Origin of the sequence: Microcoleus sp. AS-A8, assembly GCA_039962225.1 — a bacterium.
Classification (GTDB): Bacteria; Cyanobacteriota; Cyanobacteriia; order Cyanobacteriales; family Coleofasciculaceae; genus Allocoleopsis.
On sequence record JAMPKV010000001.1, the window covers coordinates 607466 to 624126 of the forward strand.

General features: G+C 44.0%; 12 protein-coding genes and 1 pseudogene. 2 read left to right on the forward strand and 11 right to left on the reverse strand.

Going from position 1 to position 16661, the window contains the following annotated elements; all coding sequences use genetic code 11:
* Positions 1-204: 204 nt before the first annotated feature.
* The 5 genes from NDI48_02335 to NDI48_02355 all read right to left on the reverse strand — a co-directional run bounded on the left by NDI48_02335 (position 205) and on the right by NDI48_02355 (position 4931).
* A complete protein-coding gene (locus NDI48_02335; protein ID MEP0830039.1) occupies positions 205-813 on the reverse strand; it encodes a heme-copper oxidase subunit III in 609 nt (202 codons plus the stop codon).
* On the reverse strand, positions 810-2519 hold the full coding sequence (locus tag NDI48_02340) for a cbb3-type cytochrome c oxidase subunit I (GenBank protein ID MEP0830040.1): 1710 nt from the start codon (positions 2517-2519) through the stop codon (positions 810-812). The genes NDI48_02335 and NDI48_02340 overlap by 4 nt, the downstream gene beginning before the upstream one ends.
* Before the next feature lie 122 nt (positions 2520-2641).
* Positions 2642-3610, reverse strand: a complete 969-nt coding sequence (locus NDI48_02345; GenBank protein ID MEP0830041.1) for a cytochrome c oxidase subunit II — start codon at positions 3608-3610, stop codon at positions 2642-2644.
* Positions 3611-3840: 230 nt separating this feature from the next.
* Entirely contained in the window at positions 3841-4437 is a 597-nt protein-coding gene (locus NDI48_02350) for a DUF2231 domain-containing protein (GenBank protein MEP0830042.1), read from the reverse strand.
* A complete protein-coding gene (locus NDI48_02355; protein MEP0830043.1) occupies positions 4434-4931 on the reverse strand; it encodes a DUF2231 domain-containing protein in 498 nt (165 codons plus the stop codon). Before NDI48_02355 ends, NDI48_02350 begins: the two co-directional genes overlap by 4 nt.
* Positions 4932-5237: 306 nt before the next feature.
* Between NDI48_02355 and NDI48_02360 the strand changes: the two genes are divergently transcribed.
* Complete coding sequence (locus NDI48_02360; protein ID MEP0830044.1) at positions 5238-6404, forward strand: pyridoxal phosphate-dependent aminotransferase; 1167 nt, start codon at positions 5238-5240, stop codon at positions 6402-6404.
* Between the two features lie 25 nt (positions 6405-6429).
* Here the strand turns inward: NDI48_02360 and NDI48_02365 are convergent, their stop codons facing one another.
* The 4 genes from NDI48_02365 to NDI48_02380 all read right to left on the reverse strand — a co-directional run bounded on the left by NDI48_02365 (position 6430) and on the right by NDI48_02380 (position 13588).
* Positions 6430-7542, reverse strand: coding sequence for a protein-glutamate O-methyltransferase CheR (locus NDI48_02365; protein MEP0830045.1), 1113 nt, complete (start codon positions 7540-7542; stop codon positions 6430-6432).
* A gap of 119 nt (positions 7543-7661) precedes the next feature.
* Positions 7662-8720 carry a chemotaxis-specific protein-glutamate methyltransferase CheB gene (gene cheB / locus NDI48_02370; GenBank protein MEP0830046.1) on the reverse strand — a complete coding sequence of 353 codons (1059 nt, stop codon included), beginning with the start codon at positions 8718-8720 and terminating at the stop codon, positions 7662-7664.
* A 39-nt stretch (positions 8721-8759) separates the two neighbouring features.
* On the reverse strand, positions 8760-12050 hold the full coding sequence (locus tag NDI48_02375; GenBank protein ID MEP0830047.1) for an Hpt domain-containing protein: 3291 nt from the start codon (positions 12048-12050) through the stop codon (positions 8760-8762).
* 152 nt (positions 12051-12202) lie between these two features.
* Positions 12203-13588, reverse strand: a complete 1386-nt coding sequence (locus tag NDI48_02380) for a methyl-accepting chemotaxis protein (protein ID MEP0830048.1) — start codon at positions 13586-13588, stop codon at positions 12203-12205.
* 1024 nt (positions 13589-14612) lie between these two features.
* On the opposite strand from NDI48_02380, the gene NDI48_02385 reads away from it, so the two are divergent.
* Positions 14613-15758: a response regulator gene (locus tag NDI48_02385; GenBank protein ID MEP0830049.1), complete on the forward strand. Its 1146-nt coding sequence runs from the start codon at positions 14613-14615 to the stop codon at positions 15756-15758.
* Between the two features lie 41 nt (positions 15759-15799).
* Here the strand turns inward: NDI48_02385 and NDI48_02390 are convergent.
* Together NDI48_02390 and NDI48_02395 are read right to left on the reverse strand one after the other, a co-directional pair.
* A pseudogene (locus tag NDI48_02390) lies at positions 15800-16169 on the reverse strand (HAMP domain-containing histidine kinase).
* An 88-nt stretch (positions 16170-16257) separates the two neighbouring features.
* Complete coding sequence (locus NDI48_02395) at positions 16258-16623, reverse strand: response regulator (protein ID MEP0830050.1); 366 nt, start codon at positions 16621-16623, stop codon at positions 16258-16260.
* Between the last annotated feature and the right edge of the window lie 38 nt (positions 16624-16661).

Sequence of the window (16661 nt, forward strand, 5' to 3'; positions counted from 1 at the left end):
CAATAGATATTTGTCATTGAGTCAAGGCAGAAGGCAAATGGCAGAGGGCAAATGGCAAATGGCAGAGGGCAGAAGGGAAAACGGTTTGAACCACATTGTTTATCTTTCTTTACATAATTATCTTTATTCATGCCTTCCTACTTAATCCTCTTCTGCCTTCGGTCTTCTCCCTTCTGCCCTCTGCCTTCTCCCTTCTGCCTTCATTCACTGCCAGACATAAATTAGCGTGTACAACACGATCCAAATGACATCAACAAAGTGCCAGAACAAAGACGTTGCTTCAACACCAAAGAAACCGTTGTCGTAGTTACCGGGGATAAAGGATCGCCCCAACATCAAGGTTTGCAGCAGAATTCCGGTGAGAACATGCAAGCCATGAAAGCCAGTTAATAAAAAGAACGTGCTGCCGAACAAACCTGACTGGTAGGTAAATGGTAAACCGTGCCATTCCACAGCTTGCCCAAATAGGAAATAGCTACCCATCGCCATAGTGGCTAACAGAAATAGGCGAAAGCCCCACAGTTTTTTATCGTGTAAATAACGCTCAGCCACGTAGATCACAAAACTACTGGATACCAGCACGATCGTATTAATGAGTGGCTCTCTAGTTTCCAAGCCAGTAACGCCTGGTGGATACCAGTCAGGGCTGGTGGTTTTGTAGACAATGTAACCTGCGAAGAAGCTCAGGAAGATGACACTTTCCGACAGCAGAAACACGATAAAGCCAAATTTGCTGTTTCCAGCTTCGTCATGCTCCTGGTGCTGCCGAACGTTAGCTTCAACGTCTTGTGCAATCGCCTTTTCTGCTGTCATGATGTTGTCTTCTGCGTGAAAGATTCAGGAAATTCAGTCAAGCCTGGGTTAGGAACGTTCCCTACCAATGGTTCGTTGCTACCGTAGCCGTAGGGACGCGAAACCACAATCGGCGTTTCTTCAAAGTTTTCTACTGTGGGCGGTGAAGAGGTGAGCCACTCTAAGCCGTATGCTCGCCAGGGATTGTTGCCCACTTTGTCGCCCCGAATCCAGGAACTCACCATGTTGAGAATAAACGGTAGCGTAGACAACCCCAACAGAAACCCGCCAAGACTCGCTAGGACATTCCAGTAGGCAAATTCTAGGTCATAGGAAGCGACACGACGGGGCATTCCCATCAATCCAGCGGGGTGCATAGGCAGGAAGGTTAACGCCGTTCCCAGGTAAGTCAAGGCAAAGTGCAGTTTGCCCAACCCCTCGTAGTACATACGTCCAGTCATTTTAGGGAACCAGTGATAGATTCCGGCATAGATGCCCATCACAATCGCGCCATACAGTACGTAATGGAAATGTCCGACCACAAAGTAGGTGTTGTTAACGTGAATATCGATCGGCACAGAAGCCAGAAAAATTCCGGTAATTCCAGCAAATAGCCAGTTACTAATGCCGCCCAGCGCAAATAGCATTGGCGTGGTGAAGCGAATCTTGCCACCCCAAATCGTTGCAACCCAGCCAAATACTTTAATACCGGACGGAATGGCAACCAGCATAGATGTCACCATGAACAGTATCCGCATCCAAGCAGGAGTGGCACTGGCAAACATATGATGCACCCACACCACACCACTGACAACCGTAATCAAAATAGATGATGCCGCAATCACGCGATAGCCAAATAGGGGTTTACGGGCATGAACGGGCAAAATTTCAGAAAACATACCAAACGCTGGCAGAATCATCACATAGACTGCCGGATGGGAATAAAACCAGAAAAAGTGCTGATAAAGTATAGGGTTGCCGCCCCGCTCTGGTGCAAAAAAACTGGTGCCGATCGTGATATCGAGCAACAGCATGACTGCCCCTCCGGTCAGTGCAGGCAGTCCATATAGTTGAATTAACTGCGCCCCCAGCACTGCCCAGACAAAGGCAGGGGTTTTAAACCAAGTCATTCCCGGTGCCCGCATCCGGAAGATGGTGGTGACAAAATTCACCGCACCCATGATCGAAGACACACCCGAAATTGCCACTGCCAAAATCCACAACACTTGCCCGTTAATCAGATGTCCGGTTGGGTTTTGCAAACTTACAGGCGGGTATGCCCACCATCCAGATTGTGATGCGCCTCCCGGCACTAGAAAGCTGGCAAGCATGAGAATGCCCACCACCGGAATCATCCAAAACGAAACCGCATTGAGGCGAGGAAATGCCATATCTCGTGCCCCAATCATCAACGGCACTAGATAATTTCCCAGCCCCACTAGAACGGGGAATGTCCACATAAACAGCATGATCGAGCCATGCATCGTGAACAGCGCATTATAAACGGTGCGATCGACTAGATCGGCTTCGGGGGTAATCAGTTCACCCCGCATTACCATCGACAACAAGCCTCCAATCAGGAAAAAGACAAAAGACGTGACAATATATTGGATGCCGATGACTTTGTGATCCGTGCTGAAGGTGAAAAATCGCTTCCAGTTGTCGGGCGCACCGGGATATGGCTGTCCGCGAACGACTTCTGGAGCATCGATCGAGATGTTCGTCATAAATTACTAATCCTTGAGCGATTCCTTACGGGACGCTACGTTAACGCTAAATGAGAGCAAGCCACATCAGGCAGGCGGACGGCTCAGATACCCGACTTCTTGAAAGTCGGGGATCTTGTTTTTCACGAATGGTTTAGGACTGCTATATCCGGTTCATGCTTAGGGGCATAATTCACCACAGGCGGCGGTGCAGGTGGGATGGTGTCCCAACCGCGAACGGCTACCTTGTCTTTCGTTGCACCTTCCCGATCGTTTGCTTGGCTATACTCAAAAGCAGCCTGATTAAAGGCAGGGGTAGGCGACTGAGAAGCAGCATCGGCAAGCCATTGTTGATACTCGTTGACTGGCTGAACAACGACATCTGCCTGATTTGCCGCAAAGTAAGTGCCACTAAACATGGAATCGCGCAGGCGATAGGTTCCAGTTTTAACCGGAGTCAGTTCAAAATCGATTTCGCGATTGGGAACGATATCTTGCTTGAGGCGAAATGCTGGAATGTAAAACCCATGCAACACATCCTCCGATCGCAACGTGAACCGCACCCGGCGATCGACAGGTAAATGTAACTCAGTGCTGGTGATATCCTGTTTTGGATAATGGAAAATCCATGCCCATTGCTTAGCAGTCACGTCAATTTGCTCAATGGGAGCAGTTTCCATTGCATTCTGAATATCCTGCTGAGGCGTGCTATCAAAGGGTTTAGCGTAAGCAGATTGCATCATCTCAGGCATGTGCAAATGCACCAGTTCCATCGGACCCCGCACCGCCATTTTTTCGTAAGTACGATAGCTGACAAAGGAAAGCGTTAACACCAAAACCAATGGCACTGCCGTCCAGACAATCTCCAGCCAGGTATTGCCTTCAATCGGAGGCCCATCGCTCATGTCATACTTACTGGCACGATGAAAGACCAACGAGTAGAGGAAAGGGCCGATTACACCTAAGTAAATGAATGTGCCTAACCCAGTGAAGAGACTAAATAAATCATCCTGCAACTTCGCTTCTGCTGCCGCTTCTGGCGGAAACCAGGAATAGGATTGCTTCGCCATCCAAAAGCTAGCCAAGGCAGCCAGGATGGCATAGACCGTCATTATTAGAATTGCGCGGAGTTTGAGCATGACAGCGATCAGACCATAGTTAGAACAGCGAACTGAGAGGAGAAGGCAGAAGGCAGGAGGCAGAAGGCAGGAGGTAGAAGGCAGGAGATAGAAGGTAGAAGGTAGGAGGAGGAAAAACTAAGGGTTACTTCTGCCCTTTGCCCTTTGCCTTCTGCCTTCACAAAGGGTTACTTCTGCCCTTTGCCCTTTGCCTTCTGCCTTCCCTACAGTTGATTAGGATTTTCGCCCAAGTGCAGCATTTGATCGGCTGTAATGTGAATGCCGAACTCAGCACCCAGATGTGCACCCAGGGTTCCCTGCACAAACATCAGAGCAAAAACAAATAAACCAGCAGCGAGATAACTCCACTGCACCTGTCTTGCCATGTCTTTGCGCCAGCTATAGCGTTGAAAGCCCCGCCAAACGGTCATTCCCACAATCAAGGTCAAAATCAGCACCCCTCCTACACCGTGTAGAATCATCGTTTGCAGGGCATGAAGCCCCCAGGCGCTGGTGACATCGGCAAGCGGTGCAGCCAAAGAAACTTCAAACAAACCCGCCATGACCGTAAAAAAGGTAATGATTGCGGATGCCAGCAGGTTATACCACCCGACATCAAACAGCGATGAGCGGGTAACAGGAATCGCCAGAAACTTAAATGCCGCCTTGTCCAGGGGAAACAGCACCCCTACAATGTCAAAGGCGATCGCTACGATAAATAAGCCTAGAGTTAGATGCACCAGGTTGGGATGGATGGGAATTTGGTAGGGCAACCCATTTACTCCCAAACTACCCCACTCTTTTAGCAGGTCTGGATTCATGACAAGCCCTCTCTGATTGCATCTACAACAGGAATCGTATGCAAGCCATAGACCCACACGAGTAAGCTGCCCAGGTAGGTCTGAACACAAACTAGCCCAACTAGGAGTACACTCGCGGCGAGGTAAGGAATGGGTAACTGTGGTCTTTCCTGCAACCGAATCACATAGCGCCATGCGGTGACGATTGCCAGAATTCCTGAGAGCGACCAGCCCAAAATGGTATGGACATTCAGGGTTGAAACCGATGCAGCATAAGGTTCTGCTAGACCGGCTTCAATCTGTCCAAAAATGATTGAAATGAAGATCGAAACGGTTGCAAACGCGAGGTTCCACCAACTGACTTCATACAATTTAGAATTTTTTGTGAAATACCCCAGGAGATCGCAAAACACTGCAAATAGCACCATCGCAATCACGAAATGCACCACGATTGGGTGAATGGTATCGGGATAAGGAAGGTTGTGCTCGTTGAGAGGCGGAAGATACTTAAACACAGGTTTTCTACAAACATGCAGTGATAGTGAAATGAGGGTAGTACTGAGAAATTATCTGGGCAATTCAACTGCCTCAGGGGATATTTAATAAAGATCTAATAGACATAGAGCGATAACTCCTGAGTTTCAAGAGTCCCTGTTTGGAGGTTAGCCTCATTTTTTGTGTTACAAAATCAATCTAAAGACAGAGAAGCCTCCTCCTTCCTCTCCCCGCTAATGCGTTCATCCCGAACACAGGAAGCGCAAGGGTGGAAGGATTACACCGTTTGGTTTTCGGTCTGGTGACAAAGTAAAAGCTGAAAAAGCATGTCTACCCTAACTTCTCGTATGCAGGCGGTGCAGTCGCCACTGATCCCGATTATTGGGGAACTGATTCACAACAACCCCGGAACCATTTCTCTAGGACAGGGTGTTGTTTATTATGGCCCACCTCCAGAAGCGATCGCACGTTTACCGGAGTTCCTCGCCGATCCCGAAAATCATAAATACAAACTCATTCAAGGGATTCCACCTTTAGTGTCTGCCATTGCCGCCAAACTGCAAACGGATAACGGCATCGAGGTGGATGAGCAAAACTCCATCGTTGTTACAGCCGGCAGCAATATGGGGTTTATGAATGCCGTTCTCGCCATTACTTCCCCCGGTGACGAAATTATTCTCCAGACGCCTTATTATTTCAACCACGAAATGGCGATTGTGATGGCAAGTTGTCGCCCAGTAGTGGTAGCAACGGATGAAAATTACCAGCTACGTCCGGATGCGATCGCTCAAGCTATTACAGAACGAACACGAGCTGTTGTCACCATTTCTCCTAATAATCCCACGGGTGCGGTGTATCCGGAAGCTGCATTGCGGGAAGTTAATGATATTTGTCGCGCTCGCGGAATTTACCACATCAGCGACGAAACCTACGAATACTTTACCTACAACGGGGTGAAACACACTTCGCCGGGAGCATTTCCCCACAGTCAGGAACATACCATTTCCCTCTACTCGCTATCCAAAGCCTATGGTTTTGCCAGTTGGCGCATCGGGTATATGGTGATTCCAGAACACTTACTCGTCCCAGTGAAAAAAATTCAGGATACGATTGTGATTTGCCCTCCAGTCATCTCCCAGTACGCGGCGTTAGGGGCGTTGCAGGTGGGGGCTAACTACTGTCGAGAGAAGATTGAGGCGATCGCATCTGTCCGACCATTAGCCTTAGACTCGTTGAAACGCTTAGAAGGTTTATGTACCATTTCCCCTGCGGATGGTGCGTTTTATTTCCTGCTGAAGGTTCACACTCAGTTAGGTGCTTTTGAGTTGGCACAACGACTCATCCAGGAACATCGCGTGGCAGTGATGCCCGGTACAACCTTTGGAATGAATGATGGGTGTTATCTGCGGATTGCCTATGGTGCCTTACAAAAAGAGACGGCGGTAGAAGGAATTGAGCGATTAGTTAGGGGAGTACAAAGCATTTTAGAGTGAGTCATTGTACGTAAGGCCTAATTTTTTAGGGGGATTCCTGATTAATGACTTGTAAGCCTTGTTCAAGTTGGGAAATAAGCTGAGCTGCGGTTAGATTACCCAATTTAGGAATTTGAGTTTCAGGCGGTAATTGTTTAAGAAGATTAAGCGCGGTCTGCTGCATTTTAATATTATTTTTCTCTAAAGCGATTTCGAGCGTTTCATTGTCCAATTCTCTCAAGGATTGTTCTGCAAAAATATAATTTTTTTCATGGGCAAGAGATACTCTATGGGTATCAATTAAACTATCAGTTAGTTTTTGATACACGACTGATTCTGGAAATACCTTTGTCTGAAACTGACTTAAATTCTGTCCGTAGAGTTCAGCATGGCCTGTAATCAGATATCCTAATGGCTGGAGAGCATTGTAGAATTTTTGTAAAACTTGGGCTATAGCTGAAGGTTCAAAATAGATGAAAACATTACGGCAAAGAATTAAATCAAGGTCTTGTAGCTCAGAATTAGAGTGAGGAAATAATTCTTGGACTAAATTGAAGTTTTGAAACTTGACCATCTGCTTAATTGAGGCGTTGAGCTGATATTGATGGTTAATGAGTTGAAAATGCTGCTGCACGATTTCCCCATCAACGCGTCTAAATGACCAAGGTCGATAAACGCCGAGTTTCGCTTTTTGTAAGACTTCTTGATTAATATCTATTCCTAGAATCATGATATTCCATTCTTCGAGATTGGGAAGAAGCTCTTTGAGAAGAATAGCCAGAGAATAAGGTTCTTCTCCAGATGAGCATCCTGCACTACAAATACGAATGATTTTTTGATTTTGTTTGCGTTGAATTAATTCTGGCAAAATATGATTTCGCAGTAGAAAAAACTGGTCTTTATCTCTAAAGAAATAGGTTTCAATATTAGTTAATAAACTCACTAATTCTTTCCATTCTTGCTGATTTTCAGAAATTGATGAATTTAACAATTGATAGTAATTTTGAGGAATATCTAATTTAAGAGCCTTCATTCTTAAAACAATTTTCTCGCTTAAGGCGACTTTGTCTCGCTCTCTAATTTCCAGGCCCGTATGTTTGGCGATCAAGCGGATAAAAGCTTCTATTAACCCTTTGCTTAAAGACGGTGAATTTAACACTTTAATTTTCCAATAATCCTTAATTGAAACAGTTGCTTAATCTCTTGTAATTTATAAGCGTGAAGGGTATCTAATTTATAAGATAATCCATCCGTTTAACTAGTTCTAAAACTTACCGACTACTTCGCAGATAAAAGCGACTGTTTATGCAGAAAATCCAGCAATTTGGGCGCGATCGCATGAATCGGTAAAACGAGTTGAGCAGCTCCCAAATTGATCGCTTCTTTCGGCATACCAAAAATTACAGAAGTGGCTTCATCTTGGGCAATCGTTAAACCTCCCGCTTGGGCGATGCAATGCATTCCTTCTGCCCCATCTTTACCCATACCCGTCAATAATATTCCCACTGTTGCCCTGCCATAGAACTTGGCTACAGATTTAAAAGTAACCGTTATAGAAGGGCAATGTCCGTCCAATGGCGGTGAATTAGAACAGATAAAGCGACCCTGTTTATCTAATTCTAAATGCTGATGTTCTGGGGGAAAGTAAATCGTTCCTGGTTTGGGTATATTTCCCGGTTTAGCAATTTGAATGGGCAACCGACAACTGCTGGCTAGCCAATCCAGGAATCCCTGCAAAAAACCTACACAAATATGTTGAACGCAAATCACTGGTACGGGAAAATTTGAGGGGAGTTGAGCGAATAGTTCGTTGATGGCTTGGGGGCCACCTGTAGAGGCACCAATGACTACAATTTTTGGTTTTACATAAGACTTAGAAGAAAAATTATCTAAGCATTTAACTGGAGAGGGGGACTTGCGTTTTTTCTTAAATACTTTTACTCCCGATAAAATTTGAATCTTATTGATTAATTCTTGATTGAGTAATTGATTCTCTGTTGACAGTCCAGCGGCTGGCTTAGGGAAAATATCCAATGCTCCTGCTTCTAAAAGCTGAAAAACCTGAAGAGCATCCTCTTCCTGCACCCAGGAACTAATTACTAAAATCGGTCGAGGATAGAGTGCCATAACTTCAGATGTAAACTCTAAACCATCCATTTGGGGCATATGCAGATCTGTGCAAATGACATCTGGATGAACTTGGGGAATCAGTTGCAAAGCTTCTACTCCAGTACGAGCTTCTCCTACTACTTCAATCTGCGGTGATGAATTGAGAATTTTTCTTAAAATGACTAGAGTAACGGGTGAATCTTCTACTAACAAAACTCGTATAGACATTGGCAGTATTTTATACTTCATAGAAATTACAAATAAATTTTAAACAAATTTTTCTAACGTTTCTAAAAGAAAATTTTGATTAAACTTACCTTTGATCACGTAAGCATTAGCCCCGGCCTCAGCTCCCCTGATTTTATCTTCATCTGAATTCAGTGTGGTGACCAAAATAATGGGTAAATCTTTATATTCGCGATTCTGTCGAATTTTGGCAGTGAGCGAAAGTCCATCTAGATTAGGCATTTCCACATCAGAGATTACTGCATCAAAATTACGTTTTTTGAGTTGGCGATAACCATCTAATCCATCAACAGCTATCACCACTTCATAACCCGCTTTTTCTAAGAGCCGTTGTTCTTGAGTCCGAACATAAATGGAGTCTTCTACCAGGAGAATGGTGGGCTTTTTTAGGGTAGTTGTCTTCGGTTTAATTAAACTAGGAGTTCCAGTCTGTTTTTGCAATGATTGAAGTAAATCTGGGGGATTTAGAATCATGCAAACTTCCCCCGAAGGAAGAATTGTTGCGCCCATGATGTTACGCACTCGCTTTAATAATTGGCTCTGAGGTTTGATGAATACCTCTTGTGTATCTAATAGGCGATCAACAAAAAATCCAGCTTGTTCTTTGCCAACCTTGAGTAGGATACAAGTCCGCAAATCGTTTGTTTGTGGTTCAACCTTTGCTCTGGGAATATAACCAGGAGAGTTAGAAATTTGGAGCAAATCGCTTAAATCAGCAACTGGAAGTATTTGATTATTCCAGGTAATCGCCTCTCGACCTTCAATCGTAGCAATCTCATCTTGGGAAACCAATAAACTTCCCGGCACATACTCCATCGGTAGAGCATGGATAATTCCTTTTACCTTGAACAGCAATGTATTAAGGGTTGCCAGAGACTTGCCTAACTGAAGGCGAAATGTGCATCCTTGACCGGGGTTTGATTCAATTTCAATGTTACCTTTGAGCCGCTCGACATTAGTGCGGACTACATCTAATCCAATGCCTCTACCAGAAATTTCTGTAATAAAACTTCGGGTTGAAAAGCCAGGAGCAAAGATTAGAGAGTAGACTTGGCTGGACGTCATGCTTTCCAATTCTTGTAGGAGATAAAGCTTGCGTTTAACGGCAGTTTGTTTAATCTTTTCGATATCTAATCCGCGTCCATCATCGGCTATTTCAATGACGATATGGTGAGTACTTTGGTAACCTCTCAACCAAATCGTAGCGACGGAAGGTTTACCCAATTTTTCGCGTTCGGCGGGAGTCTCGATGCCATGGTCGATCGCATTACGGATCAGGTGCATCAAGGAGTCTTTCATTTCTTCGAGAATGCGTTTGTCGGCTGTTGTTTCGCCTCCTTCAATAATTAATTCCACTTCTTTGGCTTGCTGTTTTGCTAAATCCCGCACGGTACGGGTAAAAAACTGAAACAGGGTGGATAGAGGCAGCAGCCGTAAATTACTAATTTTTTCTCTTAAGTCCTCAGCAATTAAGTTGAGTTTGCTGCTATTTTCCTGAGCTAATAGGCTCAATCTGTCGATCGCTTTTTGTATACTCTCTTGATAAGGATTAGTCCCCAAAGATGAAGGTTGACGATGTTGCTTTTTATTAAAGGCTTTCCACTTATTCCACTGACGTTCTAATTCCTCAATTTCAGCGGTAGCGTGAGCAATTTGGATTTTGGTGACGGTTAATTCCTCCGCTTGTATCATTAAGGCATCGAGTTCGCGAGTGGGAACGCGAATGGTGTCGATGCGATAGGGTTCATTCACTCCTATAGCGGGAGTGGGTATATCTTGAGTTGCAATCCCTGGAATGGTAGAAAGGGTTTCTGCAGGAATAGGTAGGGACTCCGGAAGGGGTAATGCCGGAACAACTTCCATCAACTGTTTTAATACTCCAGGAGTATCAACATTACTGTGTTGACCTGTCACGGCTTCATGTACCAAAAAAGCGATCGCATCCAATCCTTGATACAGCCGATCACTGACTTCTGGAGTTAAGATTATTTGCTGGTGTTTGATGCCTAAAAAAACGTCTTCGACAGCATGAGTCAGGGTTTCTACCGATTCCAAGTCTGCACTTCTCGAATCACCTTTAAGACTATGCGCTTCCCGCAGCAATTCTTCTAAAGTCGTTTCATCATTCGGATATTTTTCTAAATGCAGCAACCCAGCTTCGAGTTTCTGCAAACGTTCTTCACTTGTGGTTCTATAAATGTCTCGAAAATCTTCATCTTCGATAAAGGTGGAATAAATTTGGAGAACGTCACCCTTGAATTCCGCTTTTAAAGGGGATGTAATCAATGGCTCGGTGTGGTCATCAATCGTGGGTTGAAAGCGAAAATCTTCCTGATCGTCTTTATCCTCTTCATCGCTGACAACAGCATCCGGTTGTAGTTGTTGTAACTCCAAAAGCCCTTCCATCAAGTCATCAAAAACTTCAGTGACATCAACTCCACTAGGTTGACCGGTAACGGCTTCTTGTACCAAACAATGAATAGCGGCTAATCCTTGTTCCAGGCAATCGCTCAATTGTTGGGTTAAAACAATCTGTTGTTGTTTGAGGTTTAAGAGAATCTCTTCCACAGAACGAGCGAGGATTTCTACCGTTTCTACCCCAGCACTTTTCGAGTCTCCGGTAAGGCTATGGGCTTCCCGTTGTAATTTTTCTAAAGTCGTTTCATCCTCCGGATACAATGTTAAGCACCGTAACCCAGCTTCCAGGTTCTGCAAGCGCTCTAGGCTGGTAATCTGGTACAACTCCCGGAGTGTTTCGTCTTCTATCAGGGTGGGTAAAGATTGAGCGGTTTCGTTGTTAATGTATGCGATCGCACTAAACGCACCATCCCCAGGAGCGATCGCAAAAGGTACAGCCGCTTGATGCAAAGCAAGCTCCACTTTTTGCTCTACTTGGGTGTCTAAAGAATCATCTGGCGGTGGTTGTTGTGACTCCGAAATAACGGCACTTAATCGTTCAATTACTCCATCTATATCCACGCCACTCGATTGCTCAGTTACGGCTTCCTGTACCAAAACATTAATTGCCGCTAATCCTTGAGCGAGGCGAGCGTTCAATGGTGGAGTGAAAACAATTTGTTGACGGATGAGGTGTCCAAATATTTTTTCCACCCAATAAGCAAGAGTTTCGACAGCTTCTACCCCGACGCCTCTAGAATCTCCTCGCAGACTATGAGCTTCTCGCCGCAATTCTTTTAAGGTCGTTTCATCATCCGGGTATTTTTGTAAGTGTTGCAATCCAGCTTTTAATTGCTGTAAACGTTCTTCACTCGAAATCTGATACAGATTCCGGAGTTCTTCGTCTTCTATCATCACGAGCAGTCCTGATTCAGACTAATTTGTAATTCCCCGGCATAGCATTTCCTATTCTGCATCCCCTCGGCTACATCACTCTATCTTCTTGCTTCCCCTTGCTAAGGGATCACTGAGCTGATGCTCATTGGACGAGGTGAGCTTTTGACTTTTTAAACGATCCGTTTAAGAACCAAAGCCGCTTCATTCAGTTGCGCGGTACCTGATTTGGTTTGACTAATGCCAGTTGCGGTTTCTTTCGCCCCCTTGTTAATTGTCTCCATCGCTTCGACAATTTGTTGCATGGCATCGACTTGTTGCTTGAGATTGAGGGAGATTTGTTGATTGTTCAAAACCACTTTATTGACAGCATCTGCCACCCCAGTGAAGGCTTGATTGGTTTTGCGAGCACTTTGTACTCCCGTCGCTACTGTCTTCGTACCTTCATCGGTAACCATCACGGTTGAATTAATGGCGCTCTGAATTTCTGACACCAAGTCGCTAATTTTTTCAGCGGATTTTTCACTTTGGTCGGCTAATTTACGAATCTCATTAGCAACGACGGAAAAACCTTTACCATGCTCTCCAGCACGAACGGCTTCCACAGATGAATTGAAAGCCAACATGTTCGTTTTGTTGGCTAAGTCCGAAACGAGTTGAGAAATACTGCCAATTTGATCGGCTTGTTCGCTCAAATACACAATTTGTTCGGCGATCGCTCCTACTTTATTTTCTAAAATAAACATCCCTTCCAAGGTTTCCTCCACGGCTTGGGTACCTCCCTGTGCGAGTCCCAGCGCTTGTTGTGCAGCGGTAACAGCCGCTTTGGCTTGCTCTGCCGCCTGTCGGCAAGAGGCTTCTAGTTCATCCATCGTAGTCGTGGTTTCATTCACTGAAGCCGCCTGCTGACTCGCAATGCGTTCTTGTTCGTCGATGGTGGCAGAAATCTGACTTGAAGAACTAGCCAGGGTATTGATCGTCCTCGTCAGCCTCGATTTAATATATTGAGAAATATTCCAAATGACTATTAGAATACCGAGGTTGGCAATAAACAAAATAATAGCCAAATTTTTGGAAAGTTGGACATTATGTTTGGCAAATGATTCGGCTGATGATACGGCGGCATTTGTTAAATTCCAGTAATCTTCACTTTCTTTGAGGAGACGTTCTTTTTCTGAGGGTTTAGGATTATTTTTATAGCTTGTTAAGGTTGTTTTAACGTTAGCCCAAGATTGTTCAATTTGCGACATTTTGGTCTGAAAATCTGGGTTTTCAACTTTAAATAAATTAAGTTCTTTATCTCCTTTTATAAGTCCTTGAATGATGTCGTCTAACTTAGAGACTACGCTATCTGTATTTTGTTCTAAGAGAGTTAACTTAATTAAGCGTTGACTATTTCCGCGCACGATACCCGCATAATTCACGATTCGACCGTCAATCGTCATACTGTCGATCTGACGATAAATAGTCACCAGATTAAACAGAGCGAATAAAAGCAGGACTAAGACTGTAATTCGGAGTTGATTGATGATTCTAAATTGATTGATAACTTTATTCATTGACAAGTCTTTCTCCCCATTAGGTGCAAAACTTCGGAATCTGCTCTCTCCGCAAACACTTGATTGCTGACTTGATAAATTTGCACCCTGGACTTTACGGGTTTCGTGATGTTTTCGCTTTGATATAGCGTTTTCATTCGAGATGTGAAAATCTCTCTTCTGTCCTCTGTGTTCTTTGCGGCAAGACACTATGCGTCGAGCTAATTGTTCACAAAACAAATAGAAATGCTATATTTAGCATCAAAGATTTTGTCAATTAATCAAAACCCGCTCTAGATTTATTTTCATCCTCTATCAAGATTTAGAGAAGAAATAGGCGGAATTGAAAACTGATGCAATTATATCTGTAAAAATAGATAGCCCTGGCCTATACAACTCGTAGGATAGCTGACGTAAGATAATTGCAATGACTAGTTTACGATGAGTGTATACCAGACATTTTTTTAGTTGTACTACGCTGTATGACGCCTATATTAATGCTATTTCACTCGGCGAAGATTCGCAACAGATTGAGGTGATATTCATTAATTATTTATAATTCGATGTAGAAAAGTAGCATGATTGAATTAACTGTTGAAAATTGATTGAGCATTTGGCTTCAGAACCCATTAATATAGACAAATAAGAGAAACTAGATGCCTTTCACAGCAAAAATGTATCGTAAGATACTAAAAAACAACTCTTGTGTGAGATAAGTTCTTCACCAGACAACAACGATAGTTGTCTAACTTTATCTACACGTTGAGCAACTCGAAAGCATCTACGGTTTTAGGTTTGATTGCCTGTTAACAACAACGACAACAAGACGGATGCCCTTTGATCTCCCGTCTATATCAACTCACAATCATTCATTTTTGTAGCGGAAATTCATCCTCTCGGCTGTACGGACGGATTTGGCCTTGATCATGGGGTGTGAATTCAACAACAAGCAACTCCATAGGAGTAAATTGCGCCGCTTTTAAGTTTGAGGGGAATGCATCATCTTCATCTCAAGCCCTAAAAATACTCCTGAAATTTGTTACAAATGATACCAAAAAACCTGACTCAAGCATTAGACAACCTCAGTAAATTCAGTGACGGAGAACTCATCTTACACAACGATACGGTTGTTTGGAATCTTCATCTGGTTCGGGGGAAATTGCTCTATGCTACAGATAAAATCCATCCCGTAAGACGATGGAACAGAGCGTTAAAACAGCAGTGCCCTAACTGGAATTGGAGTGTTGATTCTTCCGAGGTATTGGACAATGAATCTTGGCAAGGCCAGCTTCTCACTCAAGGATTCAACCAAAAGCAACTGAGTCTAATCCAAGCCAAGTTAGTGATTCGTAATGTTGTTCAAGAATGTTTGTTTGAGCTGAGTAACTGCACAGACTTGAACAGTGATTGGAAACCGAGCCAAAAAACGACATCGGTTTTCTACCAAACTGTAGCCTTGTCTAGCAAAGAAATACAGACACTCCTCAATAACACAGTACAGTTGCAGCAAAAATGGCAAGCGACGGGTTTAGATCACCTGAGTCCAACCCTCGCACCAACGTTGCGGCAGGGTGCAGACCCTCAATCACTCTCAGTTTCGCACAGCTATCTTAACGGTCAGTTCACCCTCTGGGATATTGCCTTGCAACTGCACCAATCAATGCCTGAGATTACTCGCTCCTTAATTCCTTCAGTTGAGAAGGGCATACTGCAATTCCAAGAGATTTCTGATTTACCTGTACCCGCACTCAAACAGCCCATTGCCGCCAAGCCCCCCCAAGTAGAAACTACAGCGCTCGAATCGACCCAGACACAGCCTTTAATCGCTTGTATTGAAGATAGTCCTGTGTTGGCTCACACCTTAAAAAAAATCTTGATGCCTGCTGGATATCAAGTGTTGATTATTCCAGAACCCATGCGCGGATTCTCCCAACTCCTAGAACACAAGCCGGAGCTAATTTTGCTAGACTTACACTTGCCCAATGCCGATGGTTATAGCATCTGTAAATTTTTGCGGGAGACCCCCCTGTTTAAGAAGACACCAATTATTATTCTGACCGCTCGAAATACCCAATTGGATCGCTTTCGTGCCATTCAATCTGGCGCAACTGAGTTTTTAGGCAAGCCCCCACAGCCTCAAGAATTACTGCAAATGGTTCAGAAATACCTTACTTGTTTAGTTAAGGTTTAAGGTAAAGGAGTTGTCCTGTTTCTATGTCCTCGGCATAAACACTAAATACAGGCTTTTACCGGAATCTCTACAATCATCTCTGTGCCTTTTCCGGGGACAGAAACACAAGTCAGTTGACCCTGGTGTTTTTCGACTACAATCTGATAGCTGATCGCTAATCCCAAACCTGTGCCACTTCCCACAGGTTTTGTACTATAAAATGGGTCGAATATCTGATGGCGCACGGCCTCACTCATCCCAGAACCATTGTCAGTAATGCGAATCACTACAACTTGAGAATTGGAATGTTGTCCCTTGACTGACATAACAGGTAACCTTTGGCAGTTGACTGTAATCTTTAATTACCTCAATTTCGGGGTGATCGCCTACTGCTCTGAGTCGGTGCTGCAAAATGATTAAGGTATTGTCAATGCTTCCACAAAACATCCATTTTCATCGGTCAGGCAAATTGCGGCTGGGGTGGACTTAAAGATGGATTGCCTAAGCTTATTTTGGTTGCTTAACTCAACTTGAAGCTTTTGACACATGATAATGTTTTGAGAAAGCTGTGTATTTTTTTAATGAGTTGTTTAGAGAGCAACTGAATTTTTAGTTGATTCTCAATCCGCGCTAAAACTTCTTCCACTTGGAACGGCTTTGTGATGTAATGTACACCCCCAGATTGAAAGGCTTTAACCTTATCTAAGGCTTCATTCAAAGCACTAATAAAAATAACAGGGATATTCGAGGTCTGTTCATCTGTTTTTAACTGCTTGCAGACTTTATAGCCATCCAGAGAAGGCATTTTGATGTCCAACAAAATTAGGTCTGGTTTGGCTAACCGGGCTGTAGAAAGAGCTTTATGACCCTTGAGTATTTCCCGCACTTTATAGCCTTAATCAGTCAACAAATTGGATAATAGCT